This is a genomic window from Azospirillum brasilense, from assembly GCF_005222205.1.
In the GTDB taxonomy this organism is placed as follows: domain Bacteria; phylum Pseudomonadota; class Alphaproteobacteria; order Azospirillales; family Azospirillaceae; genus Azospirillum; species Azospirillum brasilense_G.
In genome coordinates, this window is sequence record NZ_CP032345.1 from 1859696 (window position 1) to 1875114 (window position 15419).

Genomic DNA, 15419 nt, shown 5'->3' on the forward strand with positions numbered 1-15419 from the left:
GCCGCCGGACGCTTTCCTTCCGTTTACGCCGCCCCGGCGTTCGCCATCATCTTGCGCAGGTCGTTGGGGAAGACCGGCTTGTGCAGGATGCTGAAGCCGTTGCGGCGGGCCTCGTCCAGCCGTTCCGGGGCGGTGTCGCCGGTCAGGATGATGCCCGGCACGTCCTTGCCGACCAGACCCTGCACCGCGGCCAAGGCCTCCGGCCCGGTCCGCCCCTGCTGGAGCTGATAATCGGCCAGCACGATCTGCGGACGCCGACCGTCGGCGCGCAGCCGCTCCAGCGCCTGGTCGCCCGAGCGCGCGGTCAGCACGCTGTAGCCCCAGCCCTCCAGCATCGCCTTCAGGCCGAGCAGGATGATCGCCTCGTCGTCGATGACCAGCACCATCCCCTTGGTCGCGCAGTCGTTGGCGGCCTGCCGGAAGAGGTCCATGGCGGGCGGCGGCACGGCGGCGCGGGGCCTCTCCACGACGACGCGCGGCATCTCCACCGAGAAGACGGAGCCGATGCCCTCCTTCGAGCGCACGCGGACGCGATGGTCGAGCAGCTTCGACAGGCGCTTGACGATGGCGAGGCCGAGGCCCAGCCCGCGGTCGCCGCTGCCCTGGATCTGGGTGAACTCCTCGAAGATGTCCTCCAGCCGGTCGGCGGGGATGCCGACGCCGCTGTCCCACACCTCGACGCGCAGCCGGTCGGGGCCGCTGCGGCGGCAGCCGATCAGGATGCGGCCCTGCCGGGTGTAGCGCAGCGCGTTCTCGATCAGGTTGCGCAGGATGCGCTCCAGATGCGACGGGTCGGTGCGCACCCAGGCCCGCGTCGGGACGGCGCGCAGCTCCAGCCCCTTCTGGGCGGCGCGCGGCGCGTATTCGGCGACCAGACGGCCGAGCACCTGACCCAGCCGGACCTCCGCCGGGTTGGCGGCGATCTTGCCGGATTCCAGCCGCGACATGTCGAGCAGGCCGTCCAGCAGACCCTTCAGCGTGTCCAGCGCCTGACGCATGTTGTCGAGCAGCGGCAGGCTGGGGTGGCCCTGCAGGCGGTCGCCCAGCGCGGCGGCGAAGAGGTAGAGCGACTGCACGGGCTGGCGCAGGTCGTGGCTGGCGACGGCCAGGAACTTGGACTTGCCGGCGGCGGCGTGCTCCGCCTCCTCCCGCGCGCGACGCAGGTCGGCCTCGGCCTGCTTGCGGCCGGTCACGTCGACGGCGGCGCAGGTGATGCCGGCCAGCGCGCCGTCCGGGCCGCGCAGCGGGTCGATGGTCATGTCGTAGAAATGGTCCTGCCCGGCGTGGCGGATGCGGACCTCCTCGCGCACGCCCTCGCCGGTCTCCAGCGCGCGGCGCTTGATGGCGGTCAGGGCTTCGGCATCAGCGGTGTCCTCGAACACCTCGGCGTCGGTCTTGCCGACGACGCGGTCCGCCGTGAAGCCGAGGGCGGGGTTGTGCATCCAGGTGTAGCGCAGGGCGCAATCCTGGTTGAACACCACGACGCCGGAGTTGCGCAGCGCCGTGCGGAAGCGCTCGTTGGCGACGCGCAGCGCCTCCTCGGTGGACTTGCGCTCGGTGATGTCGATGCCGGAAACGATCAGGTGGGTGATCCGCCCGTCGGGGCCGCGCATCGGGGTGACCCGCATCTCCATGATCGCCGCGCGATCTCCGGCGATGCGCACCGGCGCGTCGAAGCGCGCGGAATCGCCGTGGGCGGCGCGCTCCACCGCCGTGCGCAGGCGGTCGCCCGCGGTTCCGTCGAAGGCGCGCCGGCAGGCCTCGTGGAAGGGGTGGCCGACGATCTGCTCGACCGGCAGACCGGACGCCTGGACGGCGGTCTGGTTGACCTGGAGCACGTCGCCGTCCGGGCTCAGCACGCCGACGAAGGTCGGCAGGGCGTCCAGCACGGCGCGCAGATGCTCCTCCGAGCCGCGCAGCGCGCGCTCGCGGGCCTCCAGGGTCTCGGCCATGGCGTCGAAGGCGCGGCCGAGCTGGCCGATCTCCGACTTGCGGTCCACCAGGCCGGCCCGCGCGCTGGAATTGCCGGCGCTCCAGCCCTGGGTGGCGCGGATCAGCGCCTCGACCGGGCGGCGGATGAACAGGGTGCCGCCGATCCAGGCGGCCAGGATGGCGACCAGAAGACCGGTCAGCGTCATCAGCAGGCCCTGGCGGGTGGCGCGGTCGATGGTGCCGGCCACGGCGGTGTGGTCGAGCCCGACGCTGATGAACAGGTCGCGCGTGCCCTGGCGGGAGGGCGAATAGGCCAGCACCCGCGCCACCCCGTCCATCCCGGGCAGGGTGGTGACGCCGCCGCGGTTCTCGTTCAGCAGGTTCAGATAGGGTTGCGGCACGCGTTCGCCGCGCTGGGCGATGCCGTTGGGCAGCTTGACCAGGATGGTGCCGTTGCGGTCGGTGACCAGCAGGCTGGCGTTCTCGGGCAGGGGCCGCGCCGCGAAGTTGGTGGCCAGCCAGGGCAGGTCGAGGCCGAGCGTGACCACGCCGGCGATGCCGCCGGCCTCGTCGCGGAAGGGAACCGCGAAGGGCAGCATGGCGGTGCCGGGCTCCGCCGCCGGACCGGGGGTCGTCCATTCGCCGACGACGAAGCGGCTCTCCTCCAGCGCGCGGCGGACATAGGGGCGCTGGGCATTGGCAAGGCCGGCGGCGGCGGTGGCGTTGTCGGACGTGGCGCTGCACAGAACGGCGCCGTCGCGGTCGAGGACGGACAGGTTGCGGTATTCGGGAGCGCGTTGGGCGAGCCGGATCAGGTGGGCCTGGCACTGGGCGTAATCGCCGGACCGCAGGGTGGCCGATTCCGCGATGGAGGTGACCATCAGCCGCGCGCCGTCGACGATCCGCGCCTGCTCCCCCTCGACCAGATGAAGCAGCCGCTCGGCCTGAGTCGCGACTTCCTCGGCGCGTTCCGCACGGAACTGGAACACGCTGTAGGCCTGGATGCCCAGGGCCGGCAGGACGGCCAGAAGCACCAGCAGGAAAAGGCGGGCCAGCAAGGTCATCGTGTCACAGGCTCCCATCGGGCGGGAAAGCAGCCGGAACCAAAAGTCCGCTATCGTTTCGCCTGTGTCCTGAATAACCTTTGCATGGTTAAATCGCAGTTAATGAGTGGGATTTATTTGCTTACAGATCGGCAACCTGCGGGATTTTCTCTGGAAATAAAGGGGTAGGTGGAGCGGTGGGGTTGGGGGTTTACTTCTGTATTTCTCCTAAAATTATATGGCTTCCTTTCATCGAATGGGTTAATCACCACCTCTTTTGATCGGCGCGCGGCGAACGAATCCGTGCGGCCCCTCCGCAGGGGCCTGCCATGGGAGCGCCCTCGTTGTTTGCGCAACCTGTGGTAAATTCAGGCGCGTGGCGGTCCCAGGCCGGATCATCCGCTTTCAGCGGAGGACGGGCGTGCTACAGTGCAGGCCCCGCCTGCTCCGGAAGATCCGCTTGCTGTTGAAGCCCCACCATCGTCCGCTGGTCCTTCTGGTGCTGGCAGCGTTGCTGCCGCTGGTTGTCCTGTCGGCGGCTCTCGGCGGCGCCTGGCTGCGGGGGCAGCAAAGCGCGATGGAGGCCAACGCCGTCGCCCTGGTGGAGCGCTTGTCGGCCCTGGTGGACCGCGAATTGTCCGCCCAGATGGACGCGCTGAAGGCGATGGCGGCGTCGCCCCTGCTGGACGGCCTGGCCGTTGGCCGCGAGGTCGATGCCGCGGCCTTCTTCGAATACGCCGAACGGGTGCAGGGCGCGATGCCCCTGTGGTCGACCATCGTCCTCAGCGATGTCGAGGGGAACCGGCTGGTCGACGCTCCCTTCCTGGTGGGCGGCGTCCGGGGCCGGGTGCTGGAACTGGACAGCCACCGGCGCGTGGTCGAGACGGGCAATCCGGTGGTCGGCACGATCCTGCGCGGCCCGCGCGGCGTCCACGCCTTTCCCATCCGCGTTCCGGTGACGCGCAACGGCGCGACGGTCGCCGTCCTGTCGGCGGTGGTGATGCCGGAGGGATTCCAGAGCCTGCTGTTCGGAAACAGGCTGCCGCCGGGCTGGATCGCCGCCGTCATCGACGCCGAGGGGCGTCTGGTGGCGCGGGCCGGCGGTGAACCGGACTTGATCGGGCGCCATGCCAGCGAAAACGCGCTCAGCGCCCGCCGCGCCGCCGGCAGCGGCGTCTATGACGGAATGAGTCTGGAGGGCACGCCGACGGTGGTCGCCTTCCGCACGCTGCCCGATTACGGGTGGTCGGTTCACTTCGCCATCCCGCAGGACGCCTACCGGGCGCCGGTCTCCAACGCGCTGTGGCTGGCCGGGGTGGGGGCGTTGGCCAGCCTGTTGATGGCCGGCGCCTTCCTGTGGCTCCTCAGCCGCGAGTTGCGGCTGCGCCGCCGCCAGGAGGCGGCCCGGGAGGAAAGCCTGCGGCTGGAGGCCCTGGGCCGGATGACCGGCGGCGTCGCCCACGACATCGCCAATCTGCTGACCGTCGTGATGAGCGGCATCGCCGTCATCCGCCGCCGCCCCGACGACCCGGAGCGCATCACCCGCGTGCTGCCCGAGATCGAGGGGGCGGTGACGCGCGGGCAGGCGCTGATGCGGCAGATGGCCGCCTTCGGCCGCCGCAGCGTCTACGAGCCGGTGCCCTTCCGCCTGCAGGACCGCAAGGCGGCGCTGGAAGCCCTGCTGGCGCGCTCCGCCGGAAGCGCGGTGTCCACGGCGCTGATCGTCCCGGACGACCTCTGGCCCATCATCGCCGATCCGGACGCCATGGAGGTGGCGCTGCTCAATCTGGCGGTGAACGCCCGCGACGCCATGCCGGACGGCGGCACGCTGACCGTCATGGCGGAAAACCGCGGCCTGCCGGCCCGGCGGGGGGACGACACCGGGCTGACCGGCGATTTCATCGCGCTGGCCGTCCGCGACACCGGCACCGGCATCCCGCCGGAGCATCTGCACCAAATCTTCGAGCCTTTCTTCACCACCAAGCCGGATGGCAAGGGAACCGGGCTGGGGCTGAGCCAGGTCTTCGGCTTCGCCCGGCAGTCGGGCGGGACGGTCACGGTGACCAGCACCGTCGGCGCCGGCACCACCGTGACGCTCTATCTGCCGCGGGCGGCGACGGGCGCGACCCCCGGCTGAGGGGGGCGGCGATCATGGTGGTGGAACCGCCGTGCCGCGCGCCGTGTTGAACGGGCGCCATGGACACCGCATTCCGCACGCCCCCCCATTCCACCACGACGGACGGCGCCCCGCGCACGGTCGGCGTGGAGGTCGAATTCGCCAATCTTGACGCCCCGTCGGCGGCGGCGGTGGTGCGCAGCCTTTACGGGGGCGCGCTGGAGCCGGAGGACCCGCACCGTTGCCGGGTGACCGGCACGCGGCTGGGCGACTTCGCGGTGGAGCTGGACATGCGCTCCGCCCATCCCGAAAAGACGGAGGCCGGCAAGGCCGAACCGGGCGAGCCCGGGGCGCTGGGCAAAGTGGTCGGCAAGGCGGTGGACGGCGTCGTGGACGCGCTGCGGCCCTGGTGGGGCAACGTCGGCAGCCTCGTCATGCCCTTCGAGATCGCCGCCCCGCCCATCCCCATCGACCAGCTGGCCGAGCTGGAGCCCCTGTTCGCCGCCTTGAGCGCCCAGGGGGCCGCCGGCACGGGCGCCAGCCCGCTCTTCGCCTTCGGCCTGCATCTGAACCCCCAGGTGGCGCGCACCGACGGGGAGTATGTTCTTGACCACCTGAAGGCCTTCCTGCTGCTGGCCCCCTGGCTGCGCCGCGAGATCCGTGTGGACCCGACCCGGCGCCTGACCGGCTTCATCGCCGCCTTCCCGGTGGAGTACGCGGTGAAGGTCGTCGATCCCGCCTACCGTCCCGACCTCGACGGGCTGATCGGCGATTATCTGGAGGCCAACCCGACCCGCAACCGCGAGTTGGACCTGTTCCCGCTGTTCGCCCATCTCGCCCCGGAGACGATGGCGGCCAAGCTCAGCGACCCGCATGTGCGGCCCCGCCCGACCTTCCATTACCGCCTGCCGAACGCCCGGCTGGGCGATCCGGACTGGTGCCTGGCCCAGGACTGGAACCGCTGGGTGGCGGTGGAGGAGCTGGCGGCCGACCGCGACCGGCTCGACGCGCTGGGGGCGGACTTCCGCGCCTTCGCCGCGCGCAAGGCGCTGGACGGCTGGGCCGCCGAGGCGGGCCGGCGGCTCGCCGTCTGACGGGGGCGACATGGCCGCCTTCATCGCACGGGGACGCCCCCTGATCGGAGTCACCGCGTCGGTGCATGGAAGCCGCATCGCCTGGTGGGCGAACCGTCTGGCGCTGCGCCGCGCCGGCGCCCGGGCGGTGCGCATCACGGCGCGCGACCCCTTCCCCATCGAGCGGCTGGACGGGCTGGTGGTCGGCGGCGGCGACGACATCGACGCCGCCCTCTACGGCGAGACCGCCCTCCCGAAGATGCGCATCGACCCGGAGCGCGACCGGCTGGAGCTGCGCGCGCTGGACGGCGCGGCGGCGCGGCGGCTGCCCGTGCTGGGCATCTGCCGGGGCTCGCAGATGATCAACGTGCACCGCGGCGGCTCGCTTCTCACCGACATCCACGAGGTGTACGAGGAGGCGCCGCGCCTGCGCACCGTGCTGCCGCGCAAGCGCATCCGCATCGATCCGCGCAGCCATCTCTACCGCATCCTCGGCATCGCCGAATGCCGGGTGAACGCGCTGCACCATCAGGCGGTGGACCGGCTGGGCGACGGCCTGCGCGTGGTGGCGCGCGAGACGGTTGGGATCGTCCAGGGGATCGAGGCGGTCCACCACCCCTTCCTGATCGGGGTGCAGTGGCATCCCGAATATCTGGTCGCCGACCAGCGCCAGCAGGCGCTGTTCCGCACGCTGGCCGCCACCGCCGCCGGAACCGCCAGCCTGGAGGACGCCGCCGCCTTGTGATCGCTCCTTAACTGTTCGTTGTGCCACCATTTCCCTCGCGCGTGGAAGCGGCTATCCTAACGATCGGGCCTGACGATCGGGCCGCCGCAACGGCGAAGGGGCAGCGGGTGACGGAGAAGCAGACGGGCCGGCGGCTTCGGCTGCACACGGTGACGATGATCACCGCGCTGGCCACGGCGTTTCTGATGGCCGGGCTGACGCTCGGGGTGGGCGGCGCCTTCGTCCGGGTGCTCGACCTTGCCGAAGAGGCGGACCGCGCCATCGTTCCCCAGATCGCCCGCCAGCACCAGTACGCCGTCTTCGCCGCCCGGATGGGCCAGCTCGCCGAGGCCGTCCTGCGCGCCCGCTCGCCGGAGGAGCGCGCCGGCGCCCTGGCCGAGGTGGAGGGCGTGTCGCAGCGCTTCGCGGCGGACGCCGCGGCCCCGGAGCTGCTGCAACGGCTCGATACGGCGATCCAGGCGGTGCGCCGCACCGCGGAGCGGGCCGACGCCATCGACGCCCTGGCGGCCCAGGCGGTCGCTCTGCAGAAAAAGGGGGACGAGGCGTTCCTGAGCCTGCTGCGCTCCGGCGCGCCCCTGGCGGTGCAGGAGCCCTACCACCGCGCGCTGGAGGCGCTGGCCGCGGGTCTGATCGCGACGGACACGGTGCAGCTTGCCGGCGAGGTCGCCCGCTTCCACGAACACGCCGCCGCGGTGGTGAACGCGCTGATCCCGCTGGAACCGGGGGAGCGGGCGCCGCTGGCCCGCACCGCGCGCGACCTCGACGGGCTGGGCGCGCTGTTCACCCTGCGCCGGACCATCCTGTCCGAAGCGGGGCTGATGGGGCTGGAGACGGAGATCGCCCACGGCGTGCTGAACGACCTCAGCGGCAGCCTGACCGACGCCGCCGCGACCAACACGCGGCGCATCGCCGACACCCTGACCGATCAGGCGCGCAGCGGCCTGTGGATCGTTCTGGTCGGGCTGGGAATCGCCTCGGCCGTGCAGACACTGCTCTATGTGCTGCTGCGTGTCCATGTGGTCCGCCCGATCCGCCGCGCGTCGCAGGCGCTGGCCATGGTCCAGAAGGAGCGCCGGACCGTCCGCCTGCCGCCCGCCCTCTTCGCCGAGCTTCAGGCGATCTCCACCAGCGTGGAGCGGTTCGGCACGGCGCTGGTGGAGACCCACGCCTACGCCGAGGCGTTGAAGGCGGGGGAGGAGCGGATGCGCGTGATCCTGGCGGCGTCGCCCTTTCCCATCGTGATCGCGCGGCGGTCGGACGACACCGTCCTCTTCGCCAACCCGCAGGCCGAGGCGCTGTTCGGGACCGAAGGGTCGCGGCTGGCGCTGACGCGCAACGCGCGTTTCTTCGTCCATGCCTCCGACGCCGTCCGGCTGTCCCGTCTGGTGGCCGAGCGGGGGGCGGCGAGCGACCTGGAGATGGAGATGCGCACCGCCGGTGGCCGGGCCTTCTGGGCGATGATCTCCGCGGTGGAGATCCACGACGTGGACGAGCCGGCCATCCTCATCGCCGTCAACGACATCACCCTGCGCAAGCGGTCGGAGGAGGAGACGGAGGCCGCCAAGCAGCGCGCCGAGAGCGCCCTGGCCGACCTGCGCGACACCCAGGCCCACCTGATCCAGGCGGAGAAGATGGCCTCGCTCGGCGGGATGGTGGCGGGGGTGGCGCACGAGGTGAACACGCCGGTGGGCATCGCCCTGACCGGGATCACCCACCTCGCCGACCAGACCCGCAAGGTGGCCCGCGGAGTCGAGGCCAACACGCTGCGCCGCGCCGACTTCACCGGCTATCTTGCCACTGCCGGGGAGGCCTGCCGGCTGATCGAGAGCAACCTGAACCGCGCCGCCGAGCTGATCCAGAGCTTCAAGCAGACCGCCGTGGACCAGACCAGCGAGGAGCGGCGCCGCGTCGATCTGGCCGCCTATCTGGACGACGTGCTGACCAGCCTGCGGCCCCGGCTGAAGCAGACCCCCCACCGCGTGGTGATCGACTGTCCGGCGGGCCTGTGGGTGGACAGCTACCCCGGCGCGCTGTTCCAGGTCCTGACCAACCTGACCATGAACGCGGTGGTCCACGCCTATCCGGACGGGCGGGCCGGCACGCTGACCGTCGCTGTCACCCGTCCCAACCCGCAGGAGGTCGAACTGCGCTTCGCCGACGACGGCTGCGGCATTCCCGCCGCCCATCTCGGGCGTGTCTTCGACCCCTTCTTCACGACGCGGCGCGGCGAGGGGGGAAGCGGGCTCGGCCTGCACATCGTCTACAACATCGTGACCACCCGCCTGCGCGGCAGCATCCGGGTGGAAAGCCGGGCGGAGGGCCGGGAGGGCGGCCAAGGGGGTGGAGGCACCTGCTTCGTCCTGCGCTTCCCCGCCGAGGCTCCCCCCGCGGTGGACTCCGGTGAACCGGCGGCGGTCAGGCCGGAGCCGGTGAGCTGAAACGGAAAAGGGCGCGCCGGAGGTCCCGGCGCGCCCTTCGCTGCAAACCTCGAAGCCTTACTTGCTGCCGTCCGGGCCGCAGTTCGGGGTGCCCGGCGGGCAGTGGGTGCCGGTCGCGGTCTGGTTGTCGCGGGCCGGGTTGCTGCTGGTGGCGCTGCCCAGGCCCGACGGCGCGGTGGTCTGGCCCTGCCACGTGCCGCCCGACGAGCCGCTGCCCATGGTGCCATTGCCCGTGGTGCTGCCCGACGAACCGGGCACGGTGGTCCCCGGCGAGTTCATGGTGCCGGTCGAGCCGGCGGTGCCCGGCGAGGTCACGCTGCCCGGGGTGGAGCCCGGGCCGGAGGTGCTCAGGCCGGTGGACGGCGAGGTCGTGGTGCTGGGGACGGTCGGGCTCACGGCGGTGCCGCCCGACTGGGCGACGGCGGAGCCGGCCATCAGGGCGAGGGCCGACGCGGCGGCGATCAAAAGGGTACGCATCCTCATCTCTCCATCTGGTGGCGGCGCCCTTTGGCCGGGCGCCCTCCTGGCGGGGGTTCGGGCGGAAATTCGGTCTGGCGCTCTGCGGCGCGCCCGTCCCCCATTCGCCCATCCCCAACAGGAGGCCCGGCGCATCGTTTCGGAAAAACCGGACGGTCATCCGATCTTTTGGAGCGATCTTTCGGAGGCCCGCCCACCGTCCCGGCTTTCCGGCGGCCCCATCCAGAGGCGGCCGCCGGACAATTCCGGAGCAGTCCGGCGCTCCGCGGAACAGCCCGGCGCCAGAAGAGTTGACGCAAGCACCGCTACGGCACGTCGAGGCAGGAATGAGCGAACATCGGGATGCGGCGGACTTGGCCGGGGCGCGGCCCATCCTGCGCCCCGGCGCCACCTGCTGGCGGACCGAGCGGGCCGACCGGGTGGCCGTGCTGGTCGACGGCGCCGCCTTCTTCGCGGCGGTGCGCGCCGCCCTGCTGAGGGCGCGGCGGTCGGTGATCCTGCTCGGCTGGGACATCGACCCGCGGATGCGCCTCGACCCCCACGACCCGGAAACACTGGGCGATTTCCTTGCCCGCCTGATCCATCATCGCCCGTCGCTGCAGATCCACGCGCTGAAATGGGACATGCCGTTCCCCATCTCGCTGGAGCACCCGCACGGGCCGCTGGAACGGCTGAACCGCCGCACCGGGCCGCGGCTGACGCTGGAGCTGGACGACGCCCTGCCGGTGGGAGCGGCGCAGCACCAGAAGCTGGTGGTGGTCGACGACGCGCTGGCCTTCTGCGGCGGCATCGATCTGGCCGGAGACCGTTGGGACACGCCCGAGCATCTGGACAACGATCCGCGCCGCCGCTGGCCGACCGGCGAGCTTCACGCCCCGCGCCACGACGTGATGATGGCGGTCGACGGCCCCGCCGCCCGCGCGCTGGGGCTGATGGCGCGCGAGCGCTGGAGCCACGCCACCGGGCAGGCGCTGCCGCCTCCGCCGCCGGAGGATTTTCTGGCGGCCGGCGCCGATCCCTGGCCGGAGGGGCTGCACCCGCTGATCACCGACGCGGATGTCGGCATCGCCCGCACGCTTCCCGACTGTCTGGTCGGCCGTCCGGTCCGCGAGAACGAGGCGCTGACCTTCGCCGCCATCGCCGAGGCGCGCCACAGCATCTATCTGGAGAACCAGTATTTCGCCTCCTTCCGGGTGGCCGAGGCGCTGGCCCGGCGGCTGCGCGAGCCGGACGGGCCGGAGGTGGTGGTCGTCGTCCCCATGGAAAGCCCGAGCTGGTTCGACCGCATGGCCATGGACACGCCGCGCGGCGTGGTGCTTCAGGAGCTGCGCGCCGCCGACCGCCATGGGCGCCTGCGCGCCATGACCCCGCTGACCGAGGGCGGCAACGGCATCGTTGTGCATTCCAAGTTGATGGTGGTGGACGACCGGCTGCTGCGCATCGGGTCGAGCAACCTGAACAACCGCTCCATGGGCTACGACACGGAGTGCGATCTGGCGGTGGAGGCCCCGCCGGGCGACCGCAGCACCGCCAACGCCATCGGCGCCGTGCGCAACCGCCTGCTGGCGGAGCATATGGGCGTGGACCCGTCGGAGATGACCGCGGCCCTCCGCGCCGCCGGCGGCCTGGTGGCCGCCATCGACCGGCTGAACAAGCCGTCCGGACGCCGCCTGGCGCCGCTGCCCGACACCGACCCCGGCCTGACCGAGCAGGCCTTCGCCGCCCTGCGCATCGCCGACCCCGACCGTCCGGAGGAAGCCTGGGCCGTGTGGAAACGCATGCCCCCGGCCCCGGCGCCGGCCCGCTCCCTGACCCGCGCGGTGGGGGCGGCGCTGTTCACCGCCGGGGCGATCGCCGGGGTCTACGCGGTCGCCCGGGCGATGGTCGAGACCGAGCGCGGCGACCGCTGAGCGGCGCGCCGCAACCGGACGTCAGGCGGCGCGCCTGCGGACGCCGGACAGGCCGCGCAGATCCTCCTCCAGCCCGTTCAGCCGGGCCAGCCCGCCGCTGATCGCGTCCAGCTCCCGCCGCAGCCCCTCGGGCACCCGCAGGTCGCCGGCGAAGCCGGTGACCGTGTCGGCCAGGCTGTCGCCCAGCCGGTCCAGTTCGTCCATCAGCCGCCGTTCATGCCCGGCGACGTCCTGCTGGCCAGCGCTGAGGCTTTGCAGGCGGTCGGCCAGATCGGACAGCAGCGCGTGCTCGGCGGCCACCTTCGCCTGGGCGTCCTGTCCGGCGATCTGCTGGGCGATCGCCTGCTGCATGCGGTCGATGCCCTTCTGGATCACCTGGATGGCCTCGTTCGACTGGCGGGCCAGATCGCGCACCTCGTTCGCCACCACGCGGAAGCCGTGGCCGTACTCCCCGGCCCGCGTCGCCTCGATGGCGGCGTTCAGCGCCAGCATGTTGGTGGCGGACATGATGCGGGTGATGGCGTTGACCGAATCCTCCAGCGCGCGGGACTCCGCGACGATCTGCTCGAACCGCGTCAGGTCGGAGGTGGCCTCCGCCCGGCGGCGGTCCAGATGATCCTGGAGGCTGGCGAGAAGCGCGCGGTTCTCCGTGGCGCGGCGCTGGGCGTCGTCGTGGCGGCCGGCGATCTGCACCCCGCTGTCGCGGATGAAGCCGACCAGGGCGGCCACCGCGTCCTGCGTGTCGGACAGGCGGGCGCGCAGGGCCTGCGCCTCCCGCTCCGCCTGGTCGAGCGCCGCGCCGACGCGGGCCTTGGCCAGCTCGACCGCCTGCGGCACCTTGGCGATGGCGCGCTCGGCCTCCGGCGGGATCCCCTGGGGCCGGCGCGCGTAGGCCAGCCGGGCGGCGCACAGGCTGCCGAACTCGTCCAGCGGGCCGTCGATGCCGTTGTCGCGCAGCAGGCGCCGCCACTCTTCGGAATCCCGGTGCAGGGTGACGAACAGGCGGTTGGCCTCGTCCGTCGTCAGCGTCTCGCCGTCGAAGGTCAGATGTTCGTGCGGGATGAAGTTGAACAGCGACGTGACCATGGTCCGCCGCGTTTCCAGCACCCAATACTGGACGACCATCACCACCATGATGGTGACGATCATGCCGAGCGCCGCCGCCGGCCCCTCCGGCACGCCGAACCGGTGCAGTGTGGCGTTCCACAGCGGGTTGAGGAGAACCACCACCACGATCACCGGAAGGCCGATGATGAGGAGAAGCAGAGCCTGCGCCTTCAAAAATCCCCTGCTGAGCATCGCTCCCTCGTCACCCTGTCCAGTGGTCATTCCGAATCCCCGCGCAATCAAAAGGACGCCAAGGTCCCTCCTGTTCGCGCATCGTAAAACCACACACCGTAAAAGGTAAAGAAGCATTGATTTTGCCCTGCATTCGAGACAATTTTTCCGGAGGACAGCGTTTCCGACGCAATGGTGGCGTGGGAGAAGCAAGTCGGAGCGGGAAAAACGGCCGGAAATCGGGCCGGAATCGAAGCGGGCGAGCCGTTTCCGGCCCGCCCGTTCTTGCTCAAGCGCGATGTGCGTCAAATGGCAGCATGGCCCGTCAGGAGCGCGTCTCCGCCACCGAGCCCGGCTCGGAGATCACGATGTCGACGCGGCGGTTCTGCTGGCGTCCCGACTCCGTGCTGTTGGAGGCGACCGGCTGGGCCGATCCCAGGCCCTGGGCGGCGATGCGGCTGGGGTTGACGCCGCGCGCCGTCAGCGCGTCGCGCACCGCCATGGCCCGCTCCTCCGACAGGCGCAGGTTGGTGGCCGACGAGCCGGTGGTGTCGGTGTAGCCCTCGATCCGCACGGTGCGTTCCGGGTTGCGCTGGAGGAAGTTGGCGAGTTCGCTCAGCCGCGCGTCGGCGCCCGGAGTCAGGCGGGCGCTGCCGGTGGCGAACAGAACGTCGCCCAGCGACATCACCAGCCCGCGCTCCGTCCGCTCCGCCTGGAGGGCGCGGATCTGGTCCTGGAGGCGGTAGGTCTCGGCGTTGGCGACGACCTGCTGAGCGCCCTTCATCGCCGCCACGTCCTGGGCGATCTGGAGCTGCCGGTTGGCGAGATAGGCCTGATGGTCCATCTCCGCGGTGTTGCCGTCGCTGCGCGCCCGCTCGCCGCGCTGCAGCGCCTCTTCGGCGCGGCGCAGCTCCAGCGTGGCGTTGCTCGCCAGCTGCGGGTTGGCGGCGGCGCCGGAATAGGACTGGCGCGCCTGGGCCAGGGCCGGCGTGTCGTCCGGGGTGGCGCAGGCGCCGAGCGACAGGGCGACGACTCCGAGCGACGCCAGGGCCAGGCTTTTCCTCACCGCCAGGGTCTTCTTCGTGGTGTGCATCACGGCGTGCCCTCCAGCGTGCGCGGGGAGTCCCAGGTCGAGGTCCCGCTCATGCCCGATGGGGCCAGGGGAGCGGCGGCCGAGGCGGCGGGCGCCCGGCCCGGCACACCGCTGTTGGGGTTGGCAAGCGTGCGGACCGCGCTGGCGGCCTGCTGCGCCGTCGCGCGCTGCGAGCGCACGGTGGCGAGTTCGGCGTCGGCCTGCGCCTGTTCGGCGAGGCGGCGGGCCTTGGTCCGCTCGTCCTCGCGCATGGCGGCGTCGGCGGCGGCCAGCTTCTCGCGGGCGGACTGGAACTCCGCGGGGGCGTGTTCGAGGGCGCCGGCCCGTTCGGCCTGCTGGATGGCCTGCGCCGACGCGCCGAGCTGGGCGGTCGGCGGCGGCACGCTGCCGGCGCAGGCGGCCAGCCCGAGCGACGCCGACAGGATGGTCGCGGCCCTCCATCCCACCCTGGGCCATCCCAATGTCGAAATGCTGTTGCGGTTCATGCTGCGGCTTCCCGAATGACCGCGGCGCACGGCCGCGGGAGAGTGTTCGCCGCTCCAACGCGCCGCCGGGTGGAAGGTTCCTTGTCCGCACATCCGCGCCGGGAAACGCCCCGCTTGCGCACAAAAAGACGGCCGGGGGAGTGCCCCGGCCGCAAGGTCTGCCTGGATGGGAGGGTGGATCAGGAGGGGGTTACTTCTGGATGCCGATGACCTGCTGCTGCGCCTTGTTGCCGATGCCGGCGGCGAGGTTGGAGACGGTGCCGAGGTTCTGGTTGAACAGGGCGCCCGGCGCGCCGAACTGCATGGCCTTGACCTGCTGCTGGGCGGTGTTGCCGATGCCGACGGCGCTGTTGCTGACGGTACCGGCGTTGCTGTTGAAGCCGCCCAGGGCGAAGGGCGCCTTCACCCCGCCGCCCATCCCGCCGCCCGCCTGCAGGCCGAAGACCTGCTGCTTGGCGGTGTTGCCGACGCCGGCGGCGAGGTTGGAGACGTTGCCCAGGTTGGAGGCGGTGCCGAACGGCCCGGCCAGCCCGCCGCCCGCCTGGACGCCCATCACCTGCTGCTGCGCCTTGTTCTGGATGCCCGCGGCGGTGTTGGAGATGACCCCCAGGTTGCTGGCGTTGCCGAGCGGGATGCCGCCGGTCATCAGGTCGCCGGCGAAGGCCGGGGCGGAGCACAGGACGGCGACGGCGGCGGCGATCAGGGTGGTGCGGCGCATGGTGTGGTTTCCTTCCGGTGTCTGGGGAGTTGGCTTCTGGGGGGATTTGTCTGCCGGTTCCGTCTGCGTCGGGGCCCGGCCTGTCCGATGACCAGACACTACGCCCGGCCG

11 protein-coding genes are annotated in these 15419 nt (G+C 71.8%); 5 read left to right on the forward strand and 6 right to left on the reverse strand.

What is annotated here, in order from left to right; all coding sequences use genetic code 11:
* Positions 1 to 23 precede the first annotated feature (23 nt).
* Entirely contained in the window at positions 24 to 2996 is a 2973-nt protein-coding gene (locus tag D3869_RS09015; RefSeq protein ID WP_137139762.1) for a PAS domain-containing protein, read from the reverse strand.
* Between the two features lie 439 nt (positions 2997 to 3435).
* Between D3869_RS09015 and D3869_RS09020 the strand changes: the two genes are divergently transcribed.
* The 4 genes from D3869_RS09020 to D3869_RS09035 all read left to right on the forward strand — a co-directional run bounded on the left by D3869_RS09020 (position 3436) and on the right by D3869_RS09035 (position 9347).
* Positions 3436 to 5112, forward strand: a complete 1677-nt coding sequence (locus D3869_RS09020; RefSeq protein ID WP_137139763.1) for a sensor histidine kinase — start codon at positions 3436 to 3438, stop codon at positions 5110 to 5112.
* 59 nt (positions 5113 to 5171) lie between these two features.
* Positions 5172 to 6185, forward strand: coding sequence for an amidoligase family protein (locus D3869_RS09025; protein WP_137139764.1), 1014 nt, complete (start codon positions 5172 to 5174; stop codon positions 6183 to 6185).
* Positions 6186 to 6195: 10 nt separating this feature from the next.
* Positions 6196 to 6909, forward strand: coding sequence for a gamma-glutamyl-gamma-aminobutyrate hydrolase family protein (locus tag D3869_RS09030; protein ID WP_137139765.1), 714 nt, complete (start codon positions 6196 to 6198; stop codon positions 6907 to 6909).
* 107 nt (positions 6910 to 7016) lie between these two features.
* Positions 7017 to 9347 (forward strand): sensor histidine kinase, encoded by a 2331-nt coding sequence (locus tag D3869_RS09035; RefSeq protein WP_137139766.1) that lies wholly within the window; start codon positions 7017 to 7019, stop codon positions 9345 to 9347.
* 57 nt (positions 9348 to 9404) lie between these two features.
* Here the strand turns inward: D3869_RS09035 and D3869_RS09040 are convergent, their stop codons facing one another.
* Entirely contained in the window at positions 9405 to 9824 is a 420-nt protein-coding gene (locus D3869_RS09040; RefSeq protein ID WP_137139767.1) for a hypothetical protein, read from the reverse strand.
* Between the two features lie 326 nt (positions 9825 to 10150).
* On the opposite strand from D3869_RS09040, the gene D3869_RS09045 reads away from it, so the two are divergent.
* Positions 10151 to 11734 carry a phospholipase D-like domain-containing protein gene (locus D3869_RS09045; protein ID WP_137139768.1) on the forward strand — a complete coding sequence of 528 codons (1584 nt, stop codon included), beginning with the start codon at positions 10151 to 10153 and terminating at the stop codon, positions 11732 to 11734.
* 21 nt (positions 11735 to 11755) lie between these two features.
* Here the strand turns inward: D3869_RS09045 and D3869_RS33670 are convergent, their stop codons facing one another.
* The 4 genes from D3869_RS33670 to D3869_RS09065 all read right to left on the reverse strand — a co-directional run bounded on the left by D3869_RS33670 (position 11756) and on the right by D3869_RS09065 (position 15308).
* On the reverse strand, positions 11756 to 13063 hold the full coding sequence (locus D3869_RS33670) for a methyl-accepting chemotaxis protein (RefSeq protein ID WP_247895602.1): 1308 nt from the start codon (positions 13061 to 13063) through the stop codon (positions 11756 to 11758).
* A gap of 274 nt (positions 13064 to 13337) precedes the next feature.
* Entirely contained in the window at positions 13338 to 14105 is a 768-nt protein-coding gene (locus D3869_RS09055) for an OmpA family protein (protein ID WP_137140613.1), read from the reverse strand.
* Positions 14105 to 14551: a DUF4398 domain-containing protein gene (locus D3869_RS09060; RefSeq protein WP_014238616.1), complete on the reverse strand. Its 447-nt coding sequence runs from the start codon at positions 14549 to 14551 to the stop codon at positions 14105 to 14107. Before D3869_RS09060 ends, D3869_RS09055 begins: the two co-directional genes overlap by 1 nt.
* Before the next feature lie 229 nt (positions 14552 to 14780).
* Positions 14781 to 15308: a hypothetical protein gene (locus D3869_RS09065; protein WP_137139770.1), complete on the reverse strand. Its 528-nt coding sequence runs from the start codon at positions 15306 to 15308 to the stop codon at positions 14781 to 14783.
* Positions 15309 to 15419 lie beyond the last annotated feature (111 nt).

What these genes read in the sequence shown, in the direction of transcription:
- D3869_RS09025 (WP_137139764.1), top strand. Translation starts at nt 5,172, where the DNA reads ATGGACACCGCATTCCGCACGCCCCCCCATTCCACCACGACGGACGGC.
- D3869_RS33670 (WP_247895602.1), bottom strand. Translation starts at nt 13,063, where the DNA reads ATGACCACTGGACAGGGTGACGAGGGAGCGATGCTCAGCAGGGGATTT.
- D3869_RS09045 (WP_137139768.1), top strand. Translation starts at nt 10,151, where the DNA reads ATGAGCGAACATCGGGATGCGGCGGACTTGGCCGGGGCGCGGCCCATC.
- D3869_RS09065 (WP_137139770.1), bottom strand. Translation starts at nt 15,308, where the DNA reads ATGCGCCGCACCACCCTGATCGCCGCCGCCGTCGCCGTCCTGTGCTCC.
- D3869_RS09030 (WP_137139765.1), top strand. Translation starts at nt 6,196, where the DNA reads ATGGCCGCCTTCATCGCACGGGGACGCCCCCTGATCGGAGTCACCGCG.
- D3869_RS09015 (WP_137139762.1), bottom strand. Translation starts at nt 2,996, where the DNA reads ATGACCTTGCTGGCCCGCCTTTTCCTGCTGGTGCTTCTGGCCGTCCTG.
- D3869_RS09040 (WP_137139767.1), bottom strand. Translation starts at nt 9,824, where the DNA reads ATGCGTACCCTTTTGATCGCCGCCGCGTCGGCCCTCGCCCTGATGGCC.
- D3869_RS09055 (WP_137140613.1), bottom strand. Translation starts at nt 14,105, where the DNA reads ATGCACACCACGAAGAAGACCCTGGCGGTGAGGAAAAGCCTGGCCCTG.